The organism is Pseudomonas cerasi, assembly GCF_900074915.1.
Taxonomy (GTDB): domain Bacteria; phylum Pseudomonadota; class Gammaproteobacteria; order Pseudomonadales; family Pseudomonadaceae; genus Aquipseudomonas; species Aquipseudomonas cerasi.
Genome location: NZ_LT222319.1, coordinates 46,963 through 66,163 on the forward strand (window position 1 = coordinate 46,963; position 19,201 = coordinate 66,163).

21 protein-coding genes are annotated in these 19,201 nt (G+C 60.2%); 11 read left to right on the forward strand and 10 right to left on the reverse strand.

Annotated elements, in window-relative coordinates; all coding sequences use genetic code 11:
* Positions 1-15 precede the first annotated feature (15 nt).
* A complete protein-coding gene (gene aroE / locus PCPL58_RS02630; RefSeq protein WP_003432721.1) occupies positions 16-840 on the forward strand; it encodes a shikimate dehydrogenase in 825 nt (274 codons plus the stop codon).
* A gap of 242 nt (positions 841-1,082) precedes the next feature.
* On the opposite strand, the gene PCPL58_RS02635 is transcribed toward aroE, so the two are convergent.
* The 3 genes from PCPL58_RS02635 to betC all read right to left on the reverse strand — a co-directional run bounded on the left by PCPL58_RS02635 (position 1,083) and on the right by betC (position 5,290).
* The gene (locus PCPL58_RS02635) at positions 1,083-2,651 is read right to left on the reverse strand and encodes a SulP family inorganic anion transporter (RefSeq protein WP_065348751.1); all 1,569 of its coding nucleotides are present in this window, start codon (positions 2,649-2,651) and stop codon (positions 1,083-1,085) included.
* 170 nt (positions 2,652-2,821) lie between these two features.
* Positions 2,822-3,748 carry a choline ABC transporter substrate-binding protein gene (locus tag PCPL58_RS02640; RefSeq protein WP_065348752.1) on the reverse strand — a complete coding sequence of 309 codons (927 nt, stop codon included), beginning with the start codon at positions 3,746-3,748 and terminating at the stop codon, positions 2,822-2,824.
* A gap of 36 nt (positions 3,749-3,784) precedes the next feature.
* The gene (gene betC, locus PCPL58_RS02645; RefSeq protein WP_065348753.1) at positions 3,785-5,290 is read right to left on the reverse strand and encodes a choline-sulfatase; all 1,506 of its coding nucleotides are present in this window, start codon (positions 5,288-5,290) and stop codon (positions 3,785-3,787) included.
* 114 nt (positions 5,291-5,404) lie between these two features.
* On the opposite strand from betC, the gene PCPL58_RS02650 reads away from it, so the two are divergent.
* Both PCPL58_RS02650 and PCPL58_RS02655 read left to right on the forward strand, forming a co-directional pair.
* Complete coding sequence (locus PCPL58_RS02650) at positions 5,405-6,355, forward strand: choline sulfate utilization transcriptional regulator (RefSeq protein ID WP_003367782.1); 951 nt, start codon at positions 5,405-5,407, stop codon at positions 6,353-6,355.
* Between the two features lie 145 nt (positions 6,356-6,500).
* On the forward strand, positions 6,501-7,325 hold the full coding sequence (locus PCPL58_RS02655) for an alpha/beta fold hydrolase (protein ID WP_065348754.1): 825 nt from the start codon (positions 6,501-6,503) through the stop codon (positions 7,323-7,325).
* 154 nt (positions 7,326-7,479) lie between these two features.
* On the opposite strand, the gene PCPL58_RS02660 is transcribed toward PCPL58_RS02655, so the two are convergent.
* The 3 genes from PCPL58_RS02660 to trpB form a co-directional block, all read right to left on the reverse strand.
* Positions 7,480-8,010: an anti-virulence regulator CigR family protein gene (locus PCPL58_RS02660; protein ID WP_065348755.1), complete on the reverse strand. Its 531-nt coding sequence runs from the start codon at positions 8,008-8,010 to the stop codon at positions 7,480-7,482.
* A 125-nt stretch (positions 8,011-8,135) separates the two neighbouring features.
* On the reverse strand, positions 8,136-8,945 hold the full coding sequence (gene trpA / locus PCPL58_RS02665; protein WP_003432715.1) for a tryptophan synthase subunit alpha: 810 nt from the start codon (positions 8,943-8,945) through the stop codon (positions 8,136-8,138).
* Positions 8,942-10,171: a tryptophan synthase subunit beta gene (gene trpB / locus PCPL58_RS02670; RefSeq protein WP_065348756.1), complete on the reverse strand. Its 1,230-nt coding sequence runs from the start codon at positions 10,169-10,171 to the stop codon at positions 8,942-8,944. Before trpB ends, trpA begins: the two co-directional genes overlap by 4 nt.
* 79 nt (positions 10,172-10,250) lie before the next feature.
* Here trpB and PCPL58_RS02675 point away from each other — a divergent pair, with 79 nt between their 5' ends.
* On the forward strand, positions 10,251-11,207 hold the full coding sequence (locus PCPL58_RS02675; protein ID WP_065348757.1) for a LysR family transcriptional regulator: 957 nt from the start codon (positions 10,251-10,253) through the stop codon (positions 11,205-11,207).
* On the opposite strand, the gene PCPL58_RS02680 is transcribed toward PCPL58_RS02675, so the two are convergent.
* Positions 11,208-11,534, reverse strand: coding sequence for an ElaB/YgaM/YqjD family protein (locus PCPL58_RS02680; RefSeq protein WP_003318456.1), 327 nt, complete (start codon positions 11,532-11,534; stop codon positions 11,208-11,210). It abuts the gene before it with no gap.
* 165 nt (positions 11,535-11,699) lie between these two features.
* On the opposite strand from PCPL58_RS02680, the gene PCPL58_RS02685 reads away from it, so the two are divergent.
* Both PCPL58_RS02685 and PCPL58_RS02690 read left to right on the forward strand, forming a co-directional pair.
* Positions 11,700-11,915, forward strand: coding sequence for a dodecin (locus PCPL58_RS02685; RefSeq protein ID WP_003318455.1), 216 nt, complete (start codon positions 11,700-11,702; stop codon positions 11,913-11,915).
* 146 nt (positions 11,916-12,061) lie between these two features.
* A complete protein-coding gene (locus PCPL58_RS02690) occupies positions 12,062-12,286 on the forward strand; it encodes a DUF1161 domain-containing protein (protein WP_003318454.1) in 225 nt (74 codons plus the stop codon).
* Positions 12,287-12,423: 137 nt separating this feature from the next.
* Here PCPL58_RS02690 and PCPL58_RS02695 read toward each other — a convergent pair whose 3' ends face one another.
* Positions 12,424-13,425, reverse strand: coding sequence for an LLM class flavin-dependent oxidoreductase (locus PCPL58_RS02695; protein WP_003367765.1), 1,002 nt, complete (start codon positions 13,423-13,425; stop codon positions 12,424-12,426).
* 211 nt (positions 13,426-13,636) lie between these two features.
* Here PCPL58_RS02695 and PCPL58_RS02700 point away from each other — a divergent pair, with 211 nt between their 5' ends.
* Together PCPL58_RS02700 and PCPL58_RS02705 are read left to right on the forward strand one after the other, a co-directional pair.
* The gene (locus tag PCPL58_RS02700; protein WP_065348758.1) at positions 13,637-14,068 is read left to right on the forward strand and encodes an OsmC family protein; all 432 of its coding nucleotides are present in this window, start codon (positions 13,637-13,639) and stop codon (positions 14,066-14,068) included.
* Positions 14,069-14,186: 118 nt separating this feature from the next.
* Complete coding sequence (locus tag PCPL58_RS02705; RefSeq protein WP_003367761.1) at positions 14,187-14,420, forward strand: DUF1161 domain-containing protein; 234 nt, start codon at positions 14,187-14,189, stop codon at positions 14,418-14,420.
* Here PCPL58_RS02705 and PCPL58_RS02710 read toward each other — a convergent pair whose 3' ends face one another.
* Positions 14,421-14,849 (reverse strand): PA0061/PA0062 family lipoprotein, encoded by a 429-nt coding sequence (locus tag PCPL58_RS02710; protein ID WP_167355214.1) that lies wholly within the window; start codon positions 14,847-14,849, stop codon positions 14,421-14,423. It abuts the gene before it with no gap.
* Between the two features lie 95 nt (positions 14,850-14,944).
* Between PCPL58_RS02710 and PCPL58_RS02715 the strand changes: the two genes are divergently transcribed.
* On the forward strand, positions 14,945-16,000 hold the full coding sequence (locus tag PCPL58_RS02715) for an aminopeptidase (protein ID WP_065348759.1): 1,056 nt from the start codon (positions 14,945-14,947) through the stop codon (positions 15,998-16,000).
* 170 nt (positions 16,001-16,170) lie between these two features.
* Here the strand turns inward: PCPL58_RS02715 and PCPL58_RS02720 are convergent, their stop codons facing one another.
* On the reverse strand, positions 16,171-16,716 hold the full coding sequence (locus tag PCPL58_RS02720) for a gamma carbonic anhydrase family protein (RefSeq protein WP_065348760.1): 546 nt from the start codon (positions 16,714-16,716) through the stop codon (positions 16,171-16,173).
* 76 nt (positions 16,717-16,792) lie between these two features.
* On the opposite strand from PCPL58_RS02720, the gene prlC reads away from it, so the two are divergent.
* Positions 16,793-18,880 (forward strand): oligopeptidase A, encoded by a 2,088-nt coding sequence (gene prlC / locus PCPL58_RS02725; protein ID WP_162273806.1) that lies wholly within the window; start codon positions 16,793-16,795, stop codon positions 18,878-18,880.
* The gene (locus tag PCPL58_RS02730) at positions 18,877-19,164 is read left to right on the forward strand and encodes a YheV family putative zinc ribbon protein (protein ID WP_003367746.1); all 288 of its coding nucleotides are present in this window, start codon (positions 18,877-18,879) and stop codon (positions 19,162-19,164) included. Before prlC ends, PCPL58_RS02730 begins: the two co-directional genes overlap by 4 nt.
* Positions 19,165-19,201: the final 37 nt, after the last annotated feature.

Below are 19,201 nucleotides of genomic sequence, written 5' to 3' on the forward strand. Positions count from 1 at the left end.
AGATCAGGAACACACATGGACCAGTACGTCGTCTTCGGTAATCCCATCGGCCACAGCAAGTCGCCGTTGATTCATCGCCTGTTTGCCGAGCAAACCGGGCAAACGCTGGATTACCAGACCTCGCTGGCACCGCTGAACGATTTCACCGCGTTCGCCCAGGCGTTTTTCCAGGTCGGGCGCGGTGCCAACGTTACTGTGCCGTTCAAGGAAGAAGCCTGGCGCCTTGCCGACAGTCTGACCCAGCGTGCGCAGCGCGCCGGGGCGGTCAACACCCTGAGCAAGCTCGACGACGGAACCCTGCTGGGTGATAACACTGACGGTGCCGGGCTGGTACGTGATCTGACGGTCAATTGCGGTCGCAGCCTGCGTGGTCAGCGCATTCTGTTGCTGGGCGCAGGCGGTGCGGTGCGTGGTGCGCTGGAGCCGTTGCTTGCGCAACAGCCCGCTGCCTTGGTGATCGCCAATCGTACGGTCGAGAAAGCCGAACGACTGGCGCAGGAGTTTGCCGACCTCGGGCCGGTATTCGCCAGCAGCTACGACTGGCTTGAAGAGTCGGTGGACGTGATCATCAACGCCACCTCGGCCAGCCTGGCCGGAGAGTTGCCACCGATTGCGCCCAGCCTCATCCAGTCGGGAGTGACCTTCTGCTACGACATGATGTACAGCAACGAACCCACTGCTTTTTGCCGTTGGGCCACCGAACACGGCGCGGCGCAGGCGGTGGATGGTCTGGGCATGCTGGCCGAGCAGGCCGCAGAAGCCTTCCTGCTGTGGCGCGGTGTGCGTCCGGAATCGGCTCCGGTGCTGGCTGAGTTGCGCAGATTGCTGGCTGCGGGTTGATCGGCTATCTGCGGACTATCGTGCCAATGCTCCGAGTTATACACAAGTCCGCTTTTGATTCTGGCCGAAGGCCGTGGGAGCGAACTTGTTCGCGAAGGCGGTATTTCAGATGATGTATTTTCGGCGATTATACCTGTCCTTTCGCGAACAAGTTCGCTCCCACGCCCTCCGGGCAGAAGCCAAATCTACGGGCTCATCGGGACCTTTGTAGAACGCAGAGCATCGCGACGATGATTCATGGCTCAATCCTCAAACAGAATCGGGCACTTCTCCGCCCCTTCCAGCTTGTGCAGTTCCTCGATCACTTGCGGCCTGGCATTGCGCAGGACCAGCACTCTGCCCTGCCGGCCCAGACGTCTGGCTTCCTGATGAAGCATCTCCACGCCTGAGTAATCGATGAAGTTGATCTGCTGCGCATCGATCACCACTCGCACACCTTCGGTACGTTGCAGGCGGGTTTGCAGGTAGTGGCTGGCGCCGAAGAAGATCGATCCGCCGACCCGCAGGACCTCCTCGTCGCCCTCGCGCCATTGCTGGACACGCGGTTGCGAGGTGCGCTTGAGGTAGAAAAACAGCGAGGCCAGTACACCGGCGTAGATCGCGGTTTGCAGCTCCAGCAGCAGGGTGGCCAGACAGGTCAGCGCCATCACTAAAAACTCGGCGCGGCTGACGCGGAACAGCGCACGAATGCCTCGGCGATCCACCAGCCCCCAACAGATCAGCAGAATTGAGGCGGCCATGGCCGGGATCGGAATGTGCGATATCAACGAGGCACCGGCGACTGCGAACAGCGCCACCCATAGCGCGGAAAACACCCCCGCCAACGGCGAGCGCGCACCTGCCTCGTAACTCAATGCCGCACGGGTAAAAGACCCGGCTGACAGGTAGCCGGAGAACAGCGAGCCGACCATGTTCGACAGCCCCTGGGCACGCACTTCCTGATTGGCATTGAGCATCTGCTGCGAACGAGCTGACAGCGAGCGGGCAATCGATAGGCTGTTGACCAGCCCGAGCATGCCCACCGCCACGGCGGTCGGCAGCAGCTTGAGGATCAGTTCGAGATCCAGCGGCAACGGGCTGAAGGGCGGCAGATGGCCGACGAAGGCGCTGACCACACGGACATGGCCGAACATCGCCGGCCACAGCCACACCAGCAGGCTGCTCGACACCAGTGCGATCAACAGCGTCGGCCAGCGAGGCACGAGAAGCTTGAGTCCGATACCCAGCGCCAGGGTCAACAGACCGAGCATCAGCGAAGACAGATCGACCTCACGCAGATGCTCGAGCACGGCGCTCACGCTTTTGAGGGCGGTGGTCTGACTCGGCAGATCAATGCCCAGCAGATTGGGCATCTGCCCCAGCGCAATCACCACCGCAGCGCCCAGCGTGAAACCCAGCACCACCGAGTGCGAAACGAAATTTACCAGTGCACCGAAGCGCATCATCCCCAGCAACAACTGAAATACGCCAGCGATGAAGGTCAGCAGCAGGATCAACATGATGTAGTCCTGACTGGCCGGGACGGCGAGCGGACTGACACTGGCGTATAGCACGATGGAAATAGCCGCAGTCGGCCCGCAGATCAGGTGCCAGGACGATCCCCACAGACAGGCCACGAGGACTGGAACAATTGCAGCGTAGAGACCGTACTCAGGCGGCAGCCCGGCGATCAGTGCGTAAGCGATGGATTGCGGCAGTGCCAGAATGGCGCCACTCAGGCCCACTAGCGCATCACGCCCGACGCTGGCGCGATTCTGCTGCGGCAGCCAGGCGAGAAAGGGTAGGAATTTATGGCGATTGAGCCAGCGCATCGGTCCCTCGGTTGAATTGAACGTAGAGGACGCAGAGCGCCCAGAACGGCACGTGGAGCATGGGCACGATAGTCGGACGCCTGTCGTTCCTCACGCTCCAGCGTGGTAATGCCTTGGGTGACGCTCCGCGTCACAGACCTTCGTCACGCAGCGCACTCAAGGCTTTACGCTTACAACCTGGCCTTCACCGCCGCCAGGCCGTCCTTGCCATCAGCGGTCTGTACGCCCTCCAGCCACTTGTCCAGCACCGCCGGGTTGGCCTTGATCCAGGCTTTCGCCGCCTCGCTGTTGCTGACCTTCTTGTTGACCACTTCGGCCATGATGCTGTTTTCCATGTCCAGGGTGAAGCTCAGATTGGTCAGCAGCTTGCCGACGTTCGGGCAGGCTTGAGCATAACCCTTGCGGGTCAGTGTAAAGACCGAGCCGGTGTCGCCGAAATATTTCTCGCCGCCCTTGAGGTAGTGCATGCCCTTGATCTGCACGTTCATCGGGTGCGGCGTCCAGCCGAGGAACACCACAAAGGCTTTTTTCTTCACGTTGCGATTGACCTCGGCGAGCATCGCAGTCTCGCTGGATTCCACCAGCTTCCATTTGCCCAGGTCGAATTCGTTCTTCTTGATGATCTCCTGCAACGACAGGTTGGCAGGCGCACCGGAACCGATGCCGTAGATCTTCTTGTCGAACTTGTCAGCGAATTTGTTCAGGTCGGCAAAGTTATGCACACCGGCTTCCCAGACGTAATCCGGTACAGCCAGGGTGAATTCGGTGCCCTCCAGGTTTTTCGCCAGTTGCGTCACATCTCCGGTGGCCACGAACTTGTCGTAAAAGCCCTGCTGCGCCGGCATCCAGTTACCTAGAAACACATCCAGCTTGCCGTCTTTCAAACCGCCATAGGCAATCGGCACGGCCAGGGTATCGACCTTGGGCATGTAGCCCAGGCCCTCGAGGACCACGCTGGTAATGGCGTTGGTGGCTGCAATGTCACTCCAGCCGGGATCGGCCATCTTCACGGTGCTGCAACTGGCGTCCTCCGCCTGCGCTGCCAGGCTACCGAAGGTCATGACCGCGACCGCAACGGCTGTGGATAACTTCTTCATTGATGTACCCCTTTGGTTTTTTTGGTGTGGGCAGGGTCAAGGTTGCGGAAAACGTGCCTTGCGCTCCAGATCGTCCAGATCAATGTGGTTGCGCATGTACTGCTGACTGGCGTCGACCAGTGGCTGGTGATCCCAACTCTTCAGCTTGCCGGTTGCCAGCGATTTGGCGACGAAGCGCCTTCTGCGCTGACTGGCGAGCACCTGTTGGTGTATCGCCGGGATGTCCCACTTGGCCCGAGCTTCGGCCAGGAAGTCATTGAACAGCTTTTCATGGGCGGGTGACTGGCTCAGGTCCTTCTGCTCTTTCGGGTACTTCTTCACATCGAACAGCAGGCACGGGTCCTGTTCCGAATAGATAAATTTGTACGCGCCACGACGGATCATCATCAGCGGGCTGGTGGTGCCTTCGGCCATGTATTCACCGAACACCTCGTCGTGCCCGCCCTTGCGTTTCAAATGCGGCATCAGCGAACGTCCGTCCAGTGGCAAACCGGCGTCCAGTTTGCCGCTGGCCATTTCGACGAAGGTCGGCAGCAGGTCGGCAGTCGACACCGACGCACTGACCCGTCCCGGTTTGAACTGGCCCGGCGCGTACACCACCAGCGGCACGCGCGCGGCCATTTCGAACCAGTGCATTTTGTACCAGAGGCCCTTCTCGCCCAGCATGTCGCCGTGATCGCCGGAGAACACCACGATGGTGTCTTCCGCCAGCCCGACTTCATCGAGCGTCTGCATCAGCTTGCCGACGTTGAGGTCGATGTAGCTGCACGCGCCAAAGTAGGCGCGGCGAGCATCACGAATCTTGTCGGTCGGCATGGGCTTGTCCCACAGGTCATAGACCTTGAGCAGCCGTTGCGAATGCGGGTCCAGCGCGGCCTGATTGGCGTGCGGCGGCGGCATCGGGATCTCTTCGTCGGCGTACAGGTCCCAGAACGGCTTGGGAATGGTGTACGGGTCATGAGGATGAGTCATGGAAACGGTCAGGCAGAAAGGCGCATCACCGTCCTGGCGCACGTGGTCGTACAGATATTGCTGGGACTTGAACAGCACCTCTTCATCGAAATCCAGCTGGTTGGTGCGAATGCACGGACCAGCCTGCAATACCGATGACATGTTGTGATACCAGCTTGGCCGCACATCCGGCTCGTCCCAATTGACTGACCAGCCATAGTCGGCCGGGTAGATGTCACTGGTCAGGCGTTCTTCGTAGCCATGCAACTGGTCCGGCCCGCAGAAATGCATCTTGCCTGCCAGGGCGGTCTTGTAGCCCAGCGCACGCAGGTAGTGGGCATAAGTAGGGATGTCGGCCGGGAAGTCAGCTGCGTTGTCGTACGCGCCGATCCTGCTCGGCAGCTGGCCGCTGACCAGGGTGAAGCGCGACGGCGCGCAAAGGGGGCTGTTGCAATACGCCGAGTCGAACACTACGCCATTGGCGGCCATGCGGCTCAGGTTCGGCATCAGAATCGGGGACCGGGCGTAAAACGGCAACATTGGCGCGGCCATTTGATCGGCCATGATGAACAGAATATTTTTGCGCTTCATGTAATCGCTGCATCCCATTGTGAAAAGTTATGCGAAAGTGCCGGGTATGAGGATGGAGTCCATACGTTTCAGGGTAAAGCCCATACACAGCAATACCTAGGATAAGCCCAGCTAATGTTTGAATCTTTCGGCGATGTGTCACTCGATCTGCTGCGTGCATTTGAAGTCGCGGCGCGTTTGCGCAGCTTCACAGCGGCAGCCCTCGAACTGGGCACGACACAGCCCGCTGTCAGCCAGCAGATCAAGCGCCTCGAAGAGCAACTCGCTACCCGTCTGTTCGACCGCATCTACCGTGGCATCGAATTGACCGACGCCGGTGAAGTGCTATTCAGCCATGTGCAGGCCGGGCTGCAATCCATCGACAGCGGATTGACAGCCATTACCGAACACCACCAGCACGAAGTGCTTCAAGTGGCGACCGACTTCGCCTTCGCCGCCTACTGGCTGATGCCGCGTCTGCACCGTTTCCACAAGGTTAACCCGGACGTGGACGTCAGCTTGGTCACCAGCGAGCGTACCCACAGCATGTTACGTGCTGATATCGATGTTGCGGTGCTGTTCGGTGACGGGCGCTTCAAACAGGGCGAAAGCCACTGGCTGTTCAGCGAAGAGGTCTTCCCGGTGTGCAGCCCGCAACTGATCGCCGGGCGCCAGACGCCGCTGCCCAACGATGCGCTGCGCGACTTTCCACTCCTGCACCTGCGTGGCGAAAGCATCAACCACTGGTTCGACTGGGCGGGCGTATTCCGCGCGCTGGACATCCCTCAGGCCCCCGCGCCCGGTCAACTGCGCTTCGACAACTACACCCTGCTGATCCAGGCGGCCATCGGCGGACAGGGCATCGCCATCGGCTGGAAGCACTTGGTCGACGACCTGCTCGATCAGGGCCTGCTCTGCCGCCCTATCGCCGGCGCGGCGATTTCCGGCCAGGGCTATTACGTTGTCCTGCCCCAGCGCAAACGCCGCGTGCAGATCGTTCAGCAATTCGTGGACTGGCTGGCCAGCGAGCAGGCGTTGAGCGGGGTTTCGCTGGCGGGCAGGCCATTGCCGTCGATTGCGGTGTAACATTGCCCCGCTGAAAAGTGACCGCTCGGTCCATCGCCGCGCGCACATCAACAAAATGGTCATGCATACGCGTGAATATCATCGTTGCCCTGCCCCAGGCTGCCTGAACCGAATGCTGAAAGACCAGAACAGAGGATCATCAGAAATGCCGGATCTACTCATCGACGGGAAGACACTTCACTATTCCGACCAGGGCACGGGCCCGGTGGTAGTGCTCGGTCACAGCTATCTCTGGGACAAGGCGATGTGGAGTGCACAGATTGATACCCTGGCCAGCCAGTATCGGGTGATCGTGCCGGATCTGTGGGGGCACGGAGATTCCAGCGGGTTTCCCGAAGGCACTCGCAACCTCGATGATCTGGCGCGGCATGCGCTGGCGCTGCTGGATCATTTGAATATCGAGCGTTGCAGCATCGTCGGGCTGTCGGTCGGCGGTATGTGGGGCGCGATCGCTGCACTGCTCGCGCCAGAGCGCATCACCGGGCTGGTGCTGATGGACACCTATCTGGGCAAAGAGACCGAAGCCAAGAAAGCCTATTACTTCTCGTTGCTCGACAAGCTGGAAGAGGTCGGGACCTTTCCTGAGCCGCTGCTGGATATCGTCGTACCGATTTTCTTCCGTCCCGGCATTGATCCGCAGTCGCCTGTGTACACGTCGTTTCGTGCAGCGCTTGCCGGCATGAATACCGAGCAGTTGCGTCAGTCCATCGTACCACTGGGAAGGATGATTTTCGGTCGTGATGACCGGCTCGTGTTGATCGAACAACTGAATGCCGACACCACGCTGGTAATGTGTGGCGATGCGGACATCCCGCGCCCGCCTGAAGAAACCCGCGAGATGGCCAGCCTGATCGGCTGCCCTTACGTGCTGGTGCCTGAGGCAGGGCATATCGCCAATCTGGAGAACCCGGATTTTGTGTCGGGAGCGCTGATGACGTTTTTGTCGCGGGTTAACCAGAAGCAGGGTTGAGCTGGGCTGGTTTCTGCGCTGGGCGGCCCTCAAGATCGGACGCGGAGCGTCCAGAACGGCATGCGACGCGGAGCGTCGCACGATAGTCGAGATTATCGTTCCTCACGCTCCAGCGTGGGAGTGCCTTGTTTGACGCTCCGCATAGCAGCACCCATCAATTCAACACGCCATCCAGAATCGCGTAAACAATCCCAGAACCCACGGCGATCAGTACGACGTCGGTACCCAGGCGGCGCCATTCGTAGCCGTCATAATGTGGCAGGTATTGCAGCGAGCGGCTGTCCAGGCGTTTGCCGTAACCAGGGGGCAACGGACGGCCCTTGGCGATGTGTACGCCAGGCGGCAGTGGCTGGCCCCGGCCGATGACGTCGCGGTGTTGCTGGAAGGTCTCGCGTACCGGGCCGAAATCCTGCGGTGGGCGGTTGCCGCCGCGGTTGTCCTGATGCGCCTGTCTGCCTGGCTGGCTGGCCGGGCCTTTGTCCGGACCCCGGCCATTGTCATTACCCGGTCCACGGTCATTGCCATGCTCGTTATGCCCGCCATTGCTCTGCGGCCCCGGCTGTTGAACGCCACGATTGTCGTCCGGGCCATCACCGCGTTGATCCGGTGGTGCAGCTTGCAGCAGCGGACTGGCGCTGGTCATCAAGATACCCAGTCCGGTGATAAAACGGTTTGGCAGTTTCATGGTGTTTCCTCAGCTTCACTCAATGCAGCAAAAAGGGGTTCATGACGCTGGTCATGAACCCCTTATGTCTTGCTACATAGAGCCGCCGCTCAGGCTTTGATTCCTCTGTATCAGAAACTTTACCCTCAGCGACGAGCGCTACGTACGCCCTCGGCCAGTGCCGCGCACAGCGTCAGCACGCCGTCGACGGCATGCTCCGGCGACTCGGCGCTGGCGATCTTGTCGACGAAGGCCGAGCCCACGACTACGCCGTCAGCCAGACGCGCAATCGCCGCGGCCTGCTCGGGTGTGCGGATACCGAAACCGACGCTGATCGGCAGATCGGTGTGGCGGCGCAAGCGAGCGATGGCTTCAGTGACGTGCTCGGTGGTGGCCGAGCCAGCCCCGGTCACACCGGCGACCGACACGTAGTAAACGAACCCGGAACTGCGTTCCAGCACGCGCGGCAGGCGCGCATCATCGGTGGTCGGCGTAGTCAGACGGATGAAGTCGATGCCGGACGCCTGTGCAGGAGTCGCCAGCTCGGCGTCGTGCTCAGGAGGCAGGTCAACGATGATCAGACCGTCAACGCCCGCTTCCTTTGCCTGCGCCACGAAGGCTTCGACGCCAAAGCGGTGGATCGGGTTGTAGTAACCCATCAGCACAATCGGCGTGGTCTGATCGTCGACACGGAATTCGCTGACCATTTGCAGGGTTTTCTGCAGGGTCTGGCCAGCGTCCAGAGCACGCAGGGTCGCCAGCTGAATCGCCACACCGTCGGCCATCGGATCGGTGAACGGCATACCCAGCTCGATCACGTCAGCACCCGCCGCAGGCAGGCCTTTCAGTACTTTCAGCGAGGTGTCGTAGCCAGGGTCACCGGCGGTGATGAAGGTGACCAGCGCCGCACGACCTTCGGTTTTAAGCTGGGCGAAACGATGTTCTAGACGGCTCATACCAGCTGCTCCTGAGTGTGTTCGGCGGCTGCCATATGGTTCATGACGGTTTGCATGTCTTTATCGCCGCGCCCGGACAGGCATACGACCATCAGGTGATCATCGCGCAGGTTGGTCGCGCGCTTCATGGCTTCGGCCAGGGCGTGAGCGGTTTCCAGCGCCGGGATGATGCCTTCGAGCAGGCAGCACTGATGGAAAGCATCCAGCGCTTCGTCATCGGTGATGCTGACGTATTCGACGCGCTTCACTTCGTGCAGGAATGCGTGTTCCGGGCCGATGCCTGGGTAGTCCAGACCGGCAGAGATCGAGTGCGCATCGGTGATTTGTCCGTCGCCGTCCTGCAGCAGGTAGGTACGGTTGCCGTGCAGCACGCCCGGTACGCCGCCGTTCAGGCTGGCCGCGTGCTTGTCGGTGCTGACGCCGTGGCCGCCCGCTTCAACGCCGATGATTTCCACGCTGGCGTCATCCAGGAACGGATGGAACAGGCCCATGGCGTTGGAACCGCCGCCGACACAGGCGACCAGGCTGTCCGGCAGACGACCTTCCTTCTCCAGCATCTGCTCTTTGGTTTCCTTGCCGATGATGGCCTGGAAGTCACGGACCATCGCTGGGTAAGGGTGCGGGCCTGCCACGGTGCCGATCAGGTAGAAGGTGTCGTCGACGTTGGTCACCCAGTCACGCAGCGCTTCGTTCATCGCATCTTTCAGGGTGCCGGTGCCGGAAGTGACCGGAACGATTTCAGCGCCCAGCAGCTTCATGCGGAACACGTTGACCTGCTGACGCTCGATGTCGGTAGCACCCATGTAGATCACGCAAGGCAGACCGAAACGTGCAGCAACGGTAGCAGTGGCAACGCCGTGCATGCCGGCGCCGGTTTCCGCGATCAGGCGTTTTTTGCCCATGCGTTTGGCCAGCAGCACTTGGCCGATGCAGTTGTTGATCTTGTGCGCGCCGGTGTGATTGAGCTCTTCACGCTTGAAGTAGATTTTCGCGCCGCCACAGAACTCGGTCAGGCGCTCGGCGAAGTACAGCGGGTTTGGACGGCCCACGTAATCGCGCTGGAAGTAGGCCATCTCCTTGATGAATTCCGGGTCGGCTTTGGCGGCTTCGTACTCGCGGTTGAGGTCTAGCACCAGCGGCATCAGGGTTTCAGCCACGTAGCGGCCGCCGAATGAGCCGAACAGGCCATTGGCGTCGGGGCCGCTGCGGAAATTGGTCTGGGTCATGAAGTGCTCCAGTTGCAGTATTGGGCGAATGGGTTGAGCCGTATTGGCAATGAGTCCACTTTAACCAGCGCAAGGCTGGATGAAAACCGATAAGATCGCTGCAACCTGTCAGGAAAACTCACAGATCATGAGCCGCGACCTCCCTCCCCTCAATGCATTGCGCGCCTTTGAAAGCACTGCCCGGCTTGGCAGTGTCAGCCAGGCGGCCGAACAGCTGAACGTGACGCATGGTGCTGTCAGTCGCCAATTGAAAGTGCTTGAAGAACACTTGGGTGTAAGCCTGTTCAGCAAGGACGGACGAGGCCTGAAACTCACAGATGCAGGTATTCGCCTACGCGATGTCAGCGGCGACGCGTTCGACCGGCTGCGCGGCGTGTGTGCAGAACTGAGCAAGGGCAGCGCAGATGCGCCGTTCGTGTTGGGTTGCTCCGGCAGCCTGCTGGCGCGCTGGTTCATCCCGCGCTTGAGTCGCCTGAATGCCGAGCTGCCGGACCTGCGTCTGCACCTGTCGGCAGGTGAAGGTGATCTTGACCCGCGTCGGCCAGGTCTTGATGCCCTGCTGATATTTGCCGAGCCGCCGTGGCCGGCAGACATGCAGGTATTCGAACTGGCAAGCGAGCGGATCGGACCTGTGTTGAGCCCACGCTTCGCGCGATTCGAGCGTCTGTGCGATGCACCTGCCGAGACGTTGCTGGAAGAATCGTTGCTGCAAACCACATCGCGTCCGCAGGCGTGGCCGAGCTGGGCGCAGCAGAACGGCATCGATCCGCAGTCATTGCGTTACGGGCAGGGTTTCGAGCATTTGTATTATTTGCTGGAGGCGGCCGTGGCGGGCCTTGGCATTGCAATTGCGCCCGAGCCTCTGGTCATCGATGACCTGAAGGCCGGTCGCCTGGCTGCGCCTTGGGGGTTCAGTGAAACCCCGGCGCAGCTGGCGCTTTGGGTACCCAGACGTGCGGCCGATGGACGGGCGCAGCAGCTTGCTCAGTGGTTAAAAAATGAGCTGAAGCGGTCCGGGGAACCGATCAAAAACTGATCAATTACCGCGCTTGAACAGCATGTAGGCAGCGATCAGGCCGATGGCACCTACCGCAACGCCGGCGGTGGTCCAAGGGTGTTCCTGAGCGTAGTCGCGGGTTGCCAGTGCGTTTTCGCGGGTTTTCTCTTTAACGTCTTCGTAGACATCGCTTAGCAGGCTGCGCGAGTGGCTCAGCGCGCTTTCAGCGTTGGCTTTCAGATTCTTCAGTGTCTTGCGCGACTCGTCGGTAGCGTCGGCTTTCAGGCCCTCGAGGGACTTCAGGAGGCTCTCGATTTCAGCTTCCATACTCTGCAACGAGGCTTTGCGAAGTGACGTAGTAGCCATGGTGTTTCTCCTGCAATGATGAGTGGGCGTGTTGTTTCGGACTCCGGGCTTTTTGGAAAGTGCGATGGGATTTTTGCAAAGGTCTGAACTTTTGCGCGCCTTCTCCTGACAGAAGCAGGGAGCGCGCTCTATATCGCGTCTTTTTCAGACCTCAGGAGAACTGCCATGTCGGATCATCACACGTACAAGAAAGTTGAAATCGTAGGCTCTTCCACGACCACCATCGAAGACGCCATCAACAATGCCCTGGCCGAAGCCAGCAAAAGCCTCGACCTGATGGAATGGTTTGAAGTGACCGAAACCCGCGGCCATATCGAAAACGGCAAAGTCGCGCACTTCCAGGTGACGTTGAAAGTGGGCTTCCGCATCACCAACAGCTGAGGGTGATCTGAACCTTTCGGCTGGCCGATTGCCATAAGCTGCGCTACACGCAAATGTGGCCACGCGTTCGATGTGTGAGCGTGGGGATTTTCAATGGGCGCCTGTTCCGATGGCGTCTTCATTTGGCCGGACGAGAGGGATTACCCATGAAGAAGTTTTTGTTGGCTGTAGGCTTGCTGAGCATTGCAGGCACTGCCCTCGCGGCAGGCAAGCCGTGTGAAGAGTTGAAAAGTGAACTCGACGCAAGACTCCAGGCGAAGGGCGTAACGTCCTACACGCTGGAAGTGGTCGAGAAAGGCAGCGCGGCCGACAAGCAAGTCGTCGGCACCTGCGAAGGCGGCACCAAGGAAATCGTTTACCAGCGCGGTTGATTGCCAGCCAGGCCCGGCTCAGGCCGGTTGGCCCGGTCAATCCCGTTTGCAGGTTTCACGAACAGCATCGCCCCGGACTTTCATCCAGTCCGGGGCGATGCTGTTTCTGGCTGGTTTTTTCCGATTCGGAAAGTCGCTTAGCCGTGCGCGACCTGGGCCAGGATCTCGTAAGAGCGCAGCCTGTCTTCGTGCTCGTACATGTCGCAGGTGAAGAGCAACTCGTCCGCATCGGTCTGCTCGAGCAGCACGTCCAGTTTGGCGCGAATCTTTTCCGGGCCACCCACCATCGCCAGACCCAGGAAGCTTGCTACGGCTTCACGCTCGTGTGGCAGCCACAGGCCGTCCATCGACTCGACAGGCGGGCGCTGCATCAGGCTGTGCCCACGCATCAACGCCAGAATGCGCTGATAGACCGACGTCGCCAGGTATTCGGCGTGCTCGTCCGTGTCGGCCGCCGACAGGGGCACACCGAGCATCACATAAGGCTTGTCGAGCACTTCCGATGGCTGGAAGTGATTGCGATACACGCGAATCGCCTCGTGCATGTAACGCGGTGCAAAGTGCGATGCGAAGGCATACGGCAAGCCGCGCATGCCTGCCAGCTGGGCGCTGAACAGGCTCGAGCCCAGCAGCCAGATCGGCACGTTGGTGTTTGAACCGGGTACGGCGATCACTTTTTGATCAGGCGTGCGCGGCCCCAGGTATTCCATCAGCTCGGTGACATCATCCGGAAAGTCATCGGCACTGCCGGAGCGCTCGCGGCGCAAGGCACGCGCAGTCATCTGGTCGGAGCCCGGAGCGCGGCCCAGTCCCAGGTCGATGCGGCCGGGATACAGGCTGGCCAGGGTACCGAACTGCTCGGCAATCACCAGCGGCGCGTGGTTGGGCAGCATGATCCCGCCAGCCCCGACACGAATGGTCGACGTGCCGCCTGCCAGGTAGGCGAGTAGCACCGAGGTCGCTGAACTGGCGATGCCGTCCATGTTGTGGTGCTCGGCCACCCAGAAGCGGTTGTAACCCAGCTTTTCAACATGCTGGGCAAGGTTGAGCGAGTTGCGCAGGGAATCGGCGGGCCCTTTGTCGTGGCGCACCGGCACCAGATCAAGGGTGGAAATTTTTACATCTGCCAAACGTTTCATAGGCCGGGGTAGCTCCTCGAATTGTGATGGGCCGGCTGCTGGAGCTGCCCACGATGAAACAGCAGTGCGGGCGCAAGTCCGGCTTTTCAATGGGCAGTGTAGAAAAGCCTACTGAAATGGTTGGTCTTTCCGACGGTTGAACTTTCCAGAGCCGTCTATCCTCAGAATGCTGTAACAGCAACGATCCAAATTCATTCCAAAAGGAGCCACCATGAGTATCGTCAAGAAAGCATCCGCCCACTGGGAAGGTGATCTGAAAAGCGGTATCGGCAGCATCTCCACGGAAACCGGAGTGCTGCGCGAAGCGCCTTACGGCTTCAAGGCACGTTTTGAAGGCGGCAAAGGCACCAACCCGGAAGAGCTGATCGGCGCAGCCCATGCAGGCTGTTTCTCGATGGCGTTGTCCATGATCCTGGGCGGTGCAGGCCTGACTGCTGAAAGCATCGATACTCAGGCTGAGGTGTCGCTGGATGAGGTAGAAGGCGGTTTCGCGATCAGCGCTGTGCATTTGACCCTCAAGGCCAAAGTGCCAGGCGCGACCCAGGAGAAGTTCGACGAGTTGACCAAGCAGGCCAAAGAAGGCTGCCCGGTTTCCAAGGTACTGAACGCGAAGATCACCCTGGACGCTACATTGCTGAGCTGATTCACAGCCAGCCTTGCGGGGGCGCCTTGTGCGCTCCTGTATCTGCTGTATAAAGCTGGCTTGCTTCATCGGTCATGCGTTGGTTGACGCATGGTTTGATTATGATCAGGAGTCGAGCATGAAACGTTTTATTATGGCAGCGACCTGCACCCTGCTGGCAACCAGTGCCCTGGCGGCACCGAAATCCTGCGAAGAACTAAAGGCTGAAATCGAAGCCAAGATCCAGGCCAACAACGTCACGTCCTACACGCTGGAAATTGTTGGCAACGAAGAGGCCACCGATCCCAGCATGATCGTCGGCAGCTGCGACAACGGTACGAAAAAAATCATCTATCAGCTCAACGGTCGCTGATCAGATGCAGTGCACCCCGCCCTCTTCTTCCTCCTCGGCCACCACCTTGCGCTCTGCATCGTAAAGCCAGGCATCGACACTGTTCGCCAGTGAGCGTACCTCCAGCACATAACGCTGCCCGGCAGCGAAGTGGTCGTAACGAACACTGACGTAACACGTGATCTCGGTGTACTCGTCGCCGATCATCCCCATGCCGCCCGAGCGGTACTCGTAGTCATAACGCACCTGCAACTCATGGCTGCCCGGCGTCACCTGAAAGTAGCGGCCGTCGTAAGTGTTCTTGCCATCGAGCTTGTCGCCCATGATCAACTGGCCGGTGATGGTGCGCATGTCGACCCACGCCATGTCCGGATTGACGGTGGGCAAGGGGCCGGCGCATCCGGCGAGGGTGGCGAGTACAAGTGCGATCGGCAGTGTCGTGAAGCGCATCATGTGGGCGGTTCCGGATTTTGTTGATTGAGCATAGCCTGCCACACCCGTCCGGCATAACATCACCTTCTCCACATCACCAAAGCACTTCCTTGATGGCCACATTCTCCCTGCCACGCCTTCGACACCTGCCAGCGCTGACGGCCGTCACGCTGCTCGCCGGCTGCTCCAGCGTTTCCTACTACGGGCAGTTGGCTCAGGGGCAGTGGCAGTTGCTGCAGGCACGTGAGCCGGTGGAGAAGATCGTGGCTGACCCGACTCGGGATGCAGGTTTGCGCCAGCATCTGGCCCGGTCGCAGTTGGCGCGGACGTTTGCCAGTGAGCATTTGCATCTGCCGGATAACAAGAGTTACCGCCTGTATGCGGATCTGGGGCGGCCTTATGTGGTGTGGAATGTGTTCGCGACGGATGAGTTCTCGCTGGAGCCGGTCACGCACTGTTTTCCAATCGCTGGGTGTGTGGCGTATCGCGGTTATTACAGCCCTGGCGGTGCGCGTGGCGAGGCGGCGTTGCAGCGGCAGGCGGGCAAGGATGTGTATTTGAGTGGCGTGGAAGCCTATTCGACGCTGGGTTGGTTCAATGATCCGATTCTCAGTTCGATGATGGGCTGGGGTGACGAGCGTCTGGCCACGCTGATTTTTCATGAGTTGGCGCATCAGCGTTTTTACGTGAAGGACGACACGGAGTTCAACGAGTCCTACGCCAGTTTCGTCGAGCAGGAAGGTACGCGGCAATGGCGTGCGGCGCGGGGATTACCGCCGGAGAGTGTTTTGCAGTCGGCGCGGCGTGATCAGTTTACCCGGTTGGTGCTCGATACCCGGGAGCGGCTCAAGGCGTTGTATCGCCAGCCGCTGTCGGCCGAGGTGATGCGCGCCCGCAAGGCTGAAGAATTCGAGCGGATGCGCCGTGATTACCGCGCGTTGCGGGATGATCAATGGGCAGGCGACAAGCGCTTCGATGCCTGGATCAACAGCCCGATGAACAACGCCAAGCTGCTGCCTTTTGGTCTTTACGATCAATGGGTGCCAGCCTTCGAGGCGTTGTTCAGGCAGGTGAATGGCGACTGGCAGGCCTTTTATCGGGCTGTGGAGAAGCTGGGCGCGATGCCTGCCGAGGCGCGCAAGGCGGCGCTGCGGGCGTTGATGCCTTGAATCCCTTGTGGGAGCGAGCTTGCTCGCGAAGAGGTCGGTACAGCGCCCACACAAAGGGCGTTTGAACCGCGGTCTTCGCGAACAAGCGAAGCGTCGCCCGGCTCGCTCCTAAGGCCTTCGGCCAGAATAGAAGGTCAACTGAGTGCAGAGCGCAGTATTAATAGCGGGCCTCAACCCTTATCAAACCCCTCCGCCAGATGCTGATCCTTGAGTTTCACGTAATTAGTCGCGCTGTACGGGAAGAAGGCGATTTCCTTTTCAGTGAGTGCGCGCACCTGTTTGACCGGGCGACCGACGTACAGGAAGCCGCTTTCCAGCACTTTGCCCGGCGGCACCAGGCTGCCTGCGCCGATGATCACCTCGTCTTCAACTACCGCGCCATCCATGATGGTCGTGCCCATGCCGACCAGGATGCGATTGCCGATTGTGCAGCCATGCAGCATGGCCTTGTGGCCGATGGTCACGTCATCGCCGATGATCAACGGAAAACCGTCCGGGTTGAAGGGGCCTGCGTGGGTGATGTGCAGCACGCTGCCGTCCTGCACGCTGGTGCGGGCACCAATGCGGATGCGATGCATGTCGCCGCGTACCACCGTCAACGGCCAGACGGAGCTGTCGGCGCCGATTTCGACGTCACCGATAACCACCGCTGAATGATCGACAAAGGCCCGTTCGCCGAGGGCTGGGGTGTGCTCCTGAAACTTGCGAATGGCCACGATAGGCTCCTTCTTTGGCAGTGATAGGCGTGCAGAGCGGGTTTGGTTGCTGCGGTCGGCGTCGATTGTAATTAAGATGGCTGAGTGTTTCTTCAAGGCAAGGTGCAAAACCGTGAGCGCGAACAACCCTCTTCTGCAATCGTACGACCTGCCACCCTTTTCGGCGATTCGTGCCGAGCATGTCAAACCTGCTATCGAACAGATCCTGGCGGATAACCGTGCCGCGATTGCCGACATCCTCGCCAAACAGGGTTCGACACCGACCTGGGCCGGGCTGGTGCTGACCATGGACGAGCTGAACGACCGCCTGGGCGCGGCATGGAGCCCGGTCAGCCACCTGAATGCCGTGTGCAACAGCGCCGAGCTGCGCGAAGCGTATGAATCCTGCCTGCCGGCCTTGAGCGCCTACTCCACCGAGATGGGCCAGAACCGCGCGCTGTTCCAGGCCTATGAAGCCCTGGCCAATGGCCCCGAGGCCGCCAGTTTCGACGTTGGCCAGAAGACCATTCTGGAGCAGTCGCTACGTGACTTCCGCCTGTCCGGTATCGATCTGCCGCCCGAGCAGCAGAAGCGTTACGCCGAAGTGCAGAGCAAACTGTCGGAGTTGGGCAGCCAGTTTTCCAACCAGTTGCTCGATGCCACTCAGGCCTGGACCAAGCTGGTCGCCGATGAGTCCGCCCTCGCCGGCCTGACCGATTCTGCCAAACAGCAGATGGCCGCCGCTGCCAAGGCAAAGAATCTGGAAGGCTATCTGATCACGCTGGAATTCCCGAGCTATTACGCGGTGATGACCTACGCCGAAGACCGCGCACTGCGCGAAGAAGTCTATGCGGCGTACGCCACCCGCGCGTCGGATCAAGGCCCGAACGCGGGCAAGAACGACAACACGCCGGTCATGGAGCAGATCCTCGACCTGCGTCAGGAACTCGCGCAATTGCTCGGCTATGCAAACTACGCCGAGCTGAGCCTGGCGACCAAGATGGCCGAGTCCAGCGACCAGGTACTGAGCTTCCTGCGTGACCTGGCCAAACGCAGCAAGCCTTTTGCTGCCCAGGATCTGGAGCAGCTCAAGGCTTATGCCGCCGAACAGGGCTGCCCTGATCTGCAAAGCTGGGACAGCGGTTTCTACGGCGAGAAGCTGCGCGAGCAGCGCTACAGCGTTTCCCAGGAAATCCTGCGTGCCTACTTCTCTGTCGATAAGGTGCTTGGCGGCCTGTTCACCATCGTTCAGCGCCTGTACGGCATCGAGATTACCGAGCAGAAAGGCTTCGACACTTGGCACCCGGATGTTCGTCTGTTCGAGATCAAGGAAAACGGCCAGCACGTCGGGCGCTTCTTCTTCGATCTGTATGCGCGCGCCAACAAGCGTGGTGGTGCCTGGATGGACGGCGCGCGCGACCGTCGCCGTACGGCGCAAGGCACGTTGCAGAGCCCGGTAGCCAATCTGGTGTGCAACTTCACACCCGCTGTTGCCGGCAAGCCTGCGCTGCTGACCCATGACGAAGTCACCACGCTGTTCCACGAATTCGGTCACGGCCTGCATCACCTGCTGACCCGCGTCGAGCATGCCGGGGTATCCGGTATCAATGGCGTTGCCTGGGACGCCGTCGAGTTGCCGAGCCAGTTCATGGAAAACTGGTGTTGGGAGCCCGAGGGCCTGGCGCTGATCTCCGGTCATTACGAAACCGGCGAGCCTCTGCCGCAGGATCTGCTGGAGAAGATGCTCGCCGCCAAGAACTTCCAGTCCGGCCTGATGATGGTGCGTCAGCTGGAGTTCTCGCTGTTCGATTTCGAGCTGCATGCCACGCATGGCGACGGCCGCAGCGTACTGGACGTGCTGGAAGGCATTCGCGACGAAGTGTCAGTGATGCGTCCACCCGCCTACAACCGCTTCCCGAACAGCTTCGCACACATCTTCGCAGGCGGTTACGCAGCCGGTTACTACAGCTACAAGTGGGCCGAGGTGCTGTCCGCCGATGCGTTCTCGAAATTCGAGGAAGACGGTGTGCTCAACGCTGAAACCGGACGCGCCTTCCGCGAAGCCATTCTGGCGCGTGGTGGTTCGCAGGCACCGATGGTGCTGTTCGTCGACTTCCGAGGACGCGAGCCGTCGATTGACGCATTGTTGCGTCACAGTGGCTTGAGTGAGGATGCGGCAGCATGACCGATACCCCGGTAGTCATTACCAGGAAACGCTTCATCGCCGGGGCGGTTTGCCCGGCGTGTAGCGAGCCTGACAAACTGATGATGTGGAACGAAAACGACGTGCCGCATCGCGAGTGCGTGAGTTGCGGTTACAGCGACACGCTCAACGAGCAGGGTATTTCGATACCGAAGGAGTTGGGTACGCGGGTCAACAAGGCGGTTGTCAAACCGGCTGATCCCAAGGTCCAGGGCGTGCAGTTCTTCCCGAACCCGAAGTTGAAGAAGCCGGTTGATCCCGAGTGACGTGATCGGTCGGTGTCAAATTGAAAGGTTCGTTCGT

Bases quoted from the DNA above. Each gene is read 5' to 3' on its own strand.
- PCPL58_RS02705 (WP_003367761.1), top strand. From the start codon at position 14,187: ATGAAACGTTTTATTATGGCAGCGACCTGCACCCTGCTGGCAACCAGT.
- PCPL58_RS02640 (WP_065348752.1), bottom strand. From the start codon at position 3,748: ATGAAGAAGTTATCCACAGCCGTTGCGGTCGCGGTCATGACCTTCGGT.
- PCPL58_RS02660 (WP_065348755.1), bottom strand. From the start codon at position 8,010: ATGAAACTGCCAAACCGTTTTATCACCGGACTGGGTATCTTGATGACC.
- PCPL58_RS02680 (WP_003318456.1), bottom strand. From the start codon at position 11,534: ATGGCTACTACGTCACTTCGCAAAGCCTCGTTGCAGAGTATGGAAGCT.
- PCPL58_RS02690 (WP_003318454.1), top strand. From the start codon at position 12,062: ATGAAGAAGTTTTTGTTGGCTGTAGGCTTGCTGAGCATTGCAGGCACT.
- PCPL58_RS02675 (WP_065348757.1), top strand. From the start codon at position 10,251: ATGAAAACCGATAAGATCGCTGCAACCTGTCAGGAAAACTCACAGATC.
- PCPL58_RS02695 (WP_003367765.1), bottom strand. From the start codon at position 13,425: ATGAAACGTTTGGCAGATGTAAAAATTTCCACCCTTGATCTGGTGCCG.
- PCPL58_RS02730 (WP_003367746.1), top strand. From the start codon at position 18,877: ATGACCGATACCCCGGTAGTCATTACCAGGAAACGCTTCATCGCCGGG.
- PCPL58_RS02635 (WP_065348751.1), bottom strand. From the start codon at position 2,651: ATGCGCTGGCTCAATCGCCATAAATTCCTACCCTTTCTCGCCTGGCTG.
- trpB (WP_065348756.1), bottom strand. From the start codon at position 10,171: ATGACCCAGACCAATTTCCGCAGCGGCCCCGACGCCAATGGCCTGTTC.
- PCPL58_RS02655 (WP_065348754.1), top strand. From the start codon at position 6,501: ATGCCGGATCTACTCATCGACGGGAAGACACTTCACTATTCCGACCAG.
- betC (WP_065348753.1), bottom strand. From the start codon at position 5,290: ATGAAGCGCAAAAATATTCTGTTCATCATGGCCGATCAAATGGCCGCG.
- trpA (WP_003432715.1), bottom strand. From the start codon at position 8,945: ATGAGCCGTCTAGAACATCGTTTCGCCCAGCTTAAAACCGAAGGTCGT.
- PCPL58_RS02685 (WP_003318455.1), top strand. From the start codon at position 11,700: ATGTCGGATCATCACACGTACAAGAAAGTTGAAATCGTAGGCTCTTCC.
- PCPL58_RS02700 (WP_065348758.1), top strand. From the start codon at position 13,637: ATGAGTATCGTCAAGAAAGCATCCGCCCACTGGGAAGGTGATCTGAAA.
- PCPL58_RS02650 (WP_003367782.1), top strand. From the start codon at position 5,405: ATGTTTGAATCTTTCGGCGATGTGTCACTCGATCTGCTGCGTGCATTT.
- PCPL58_RS02715 (WP_065348759.1), top strand. From the start codon at position 14,945: ATGGCCACATTCTCCCTGCCACGCCTTCGACACCTGCCAGCGCTGACG.
- prlC (WP_162273806.1), top strand. From the start codon at position 16,793: ATGGCTGAGTGTTTCTTCAAGGCAAGGTGCAAAACCGTGAGCGCGAAC.
- aroE (WP_003432721.1), top strand. From the start codon at position 16: ATGGACCAGTACGTCGTCTTCGGTAATCCCATCGGCCACAGCAAGTCG.
- PCPL58_RS02710 (WP_167355214.1), bottom strand. From the start codon at position 14,849: ATGCGCTTCACGACACTGCCGATCGCACTTGTACTCGCCACCCTCGCC.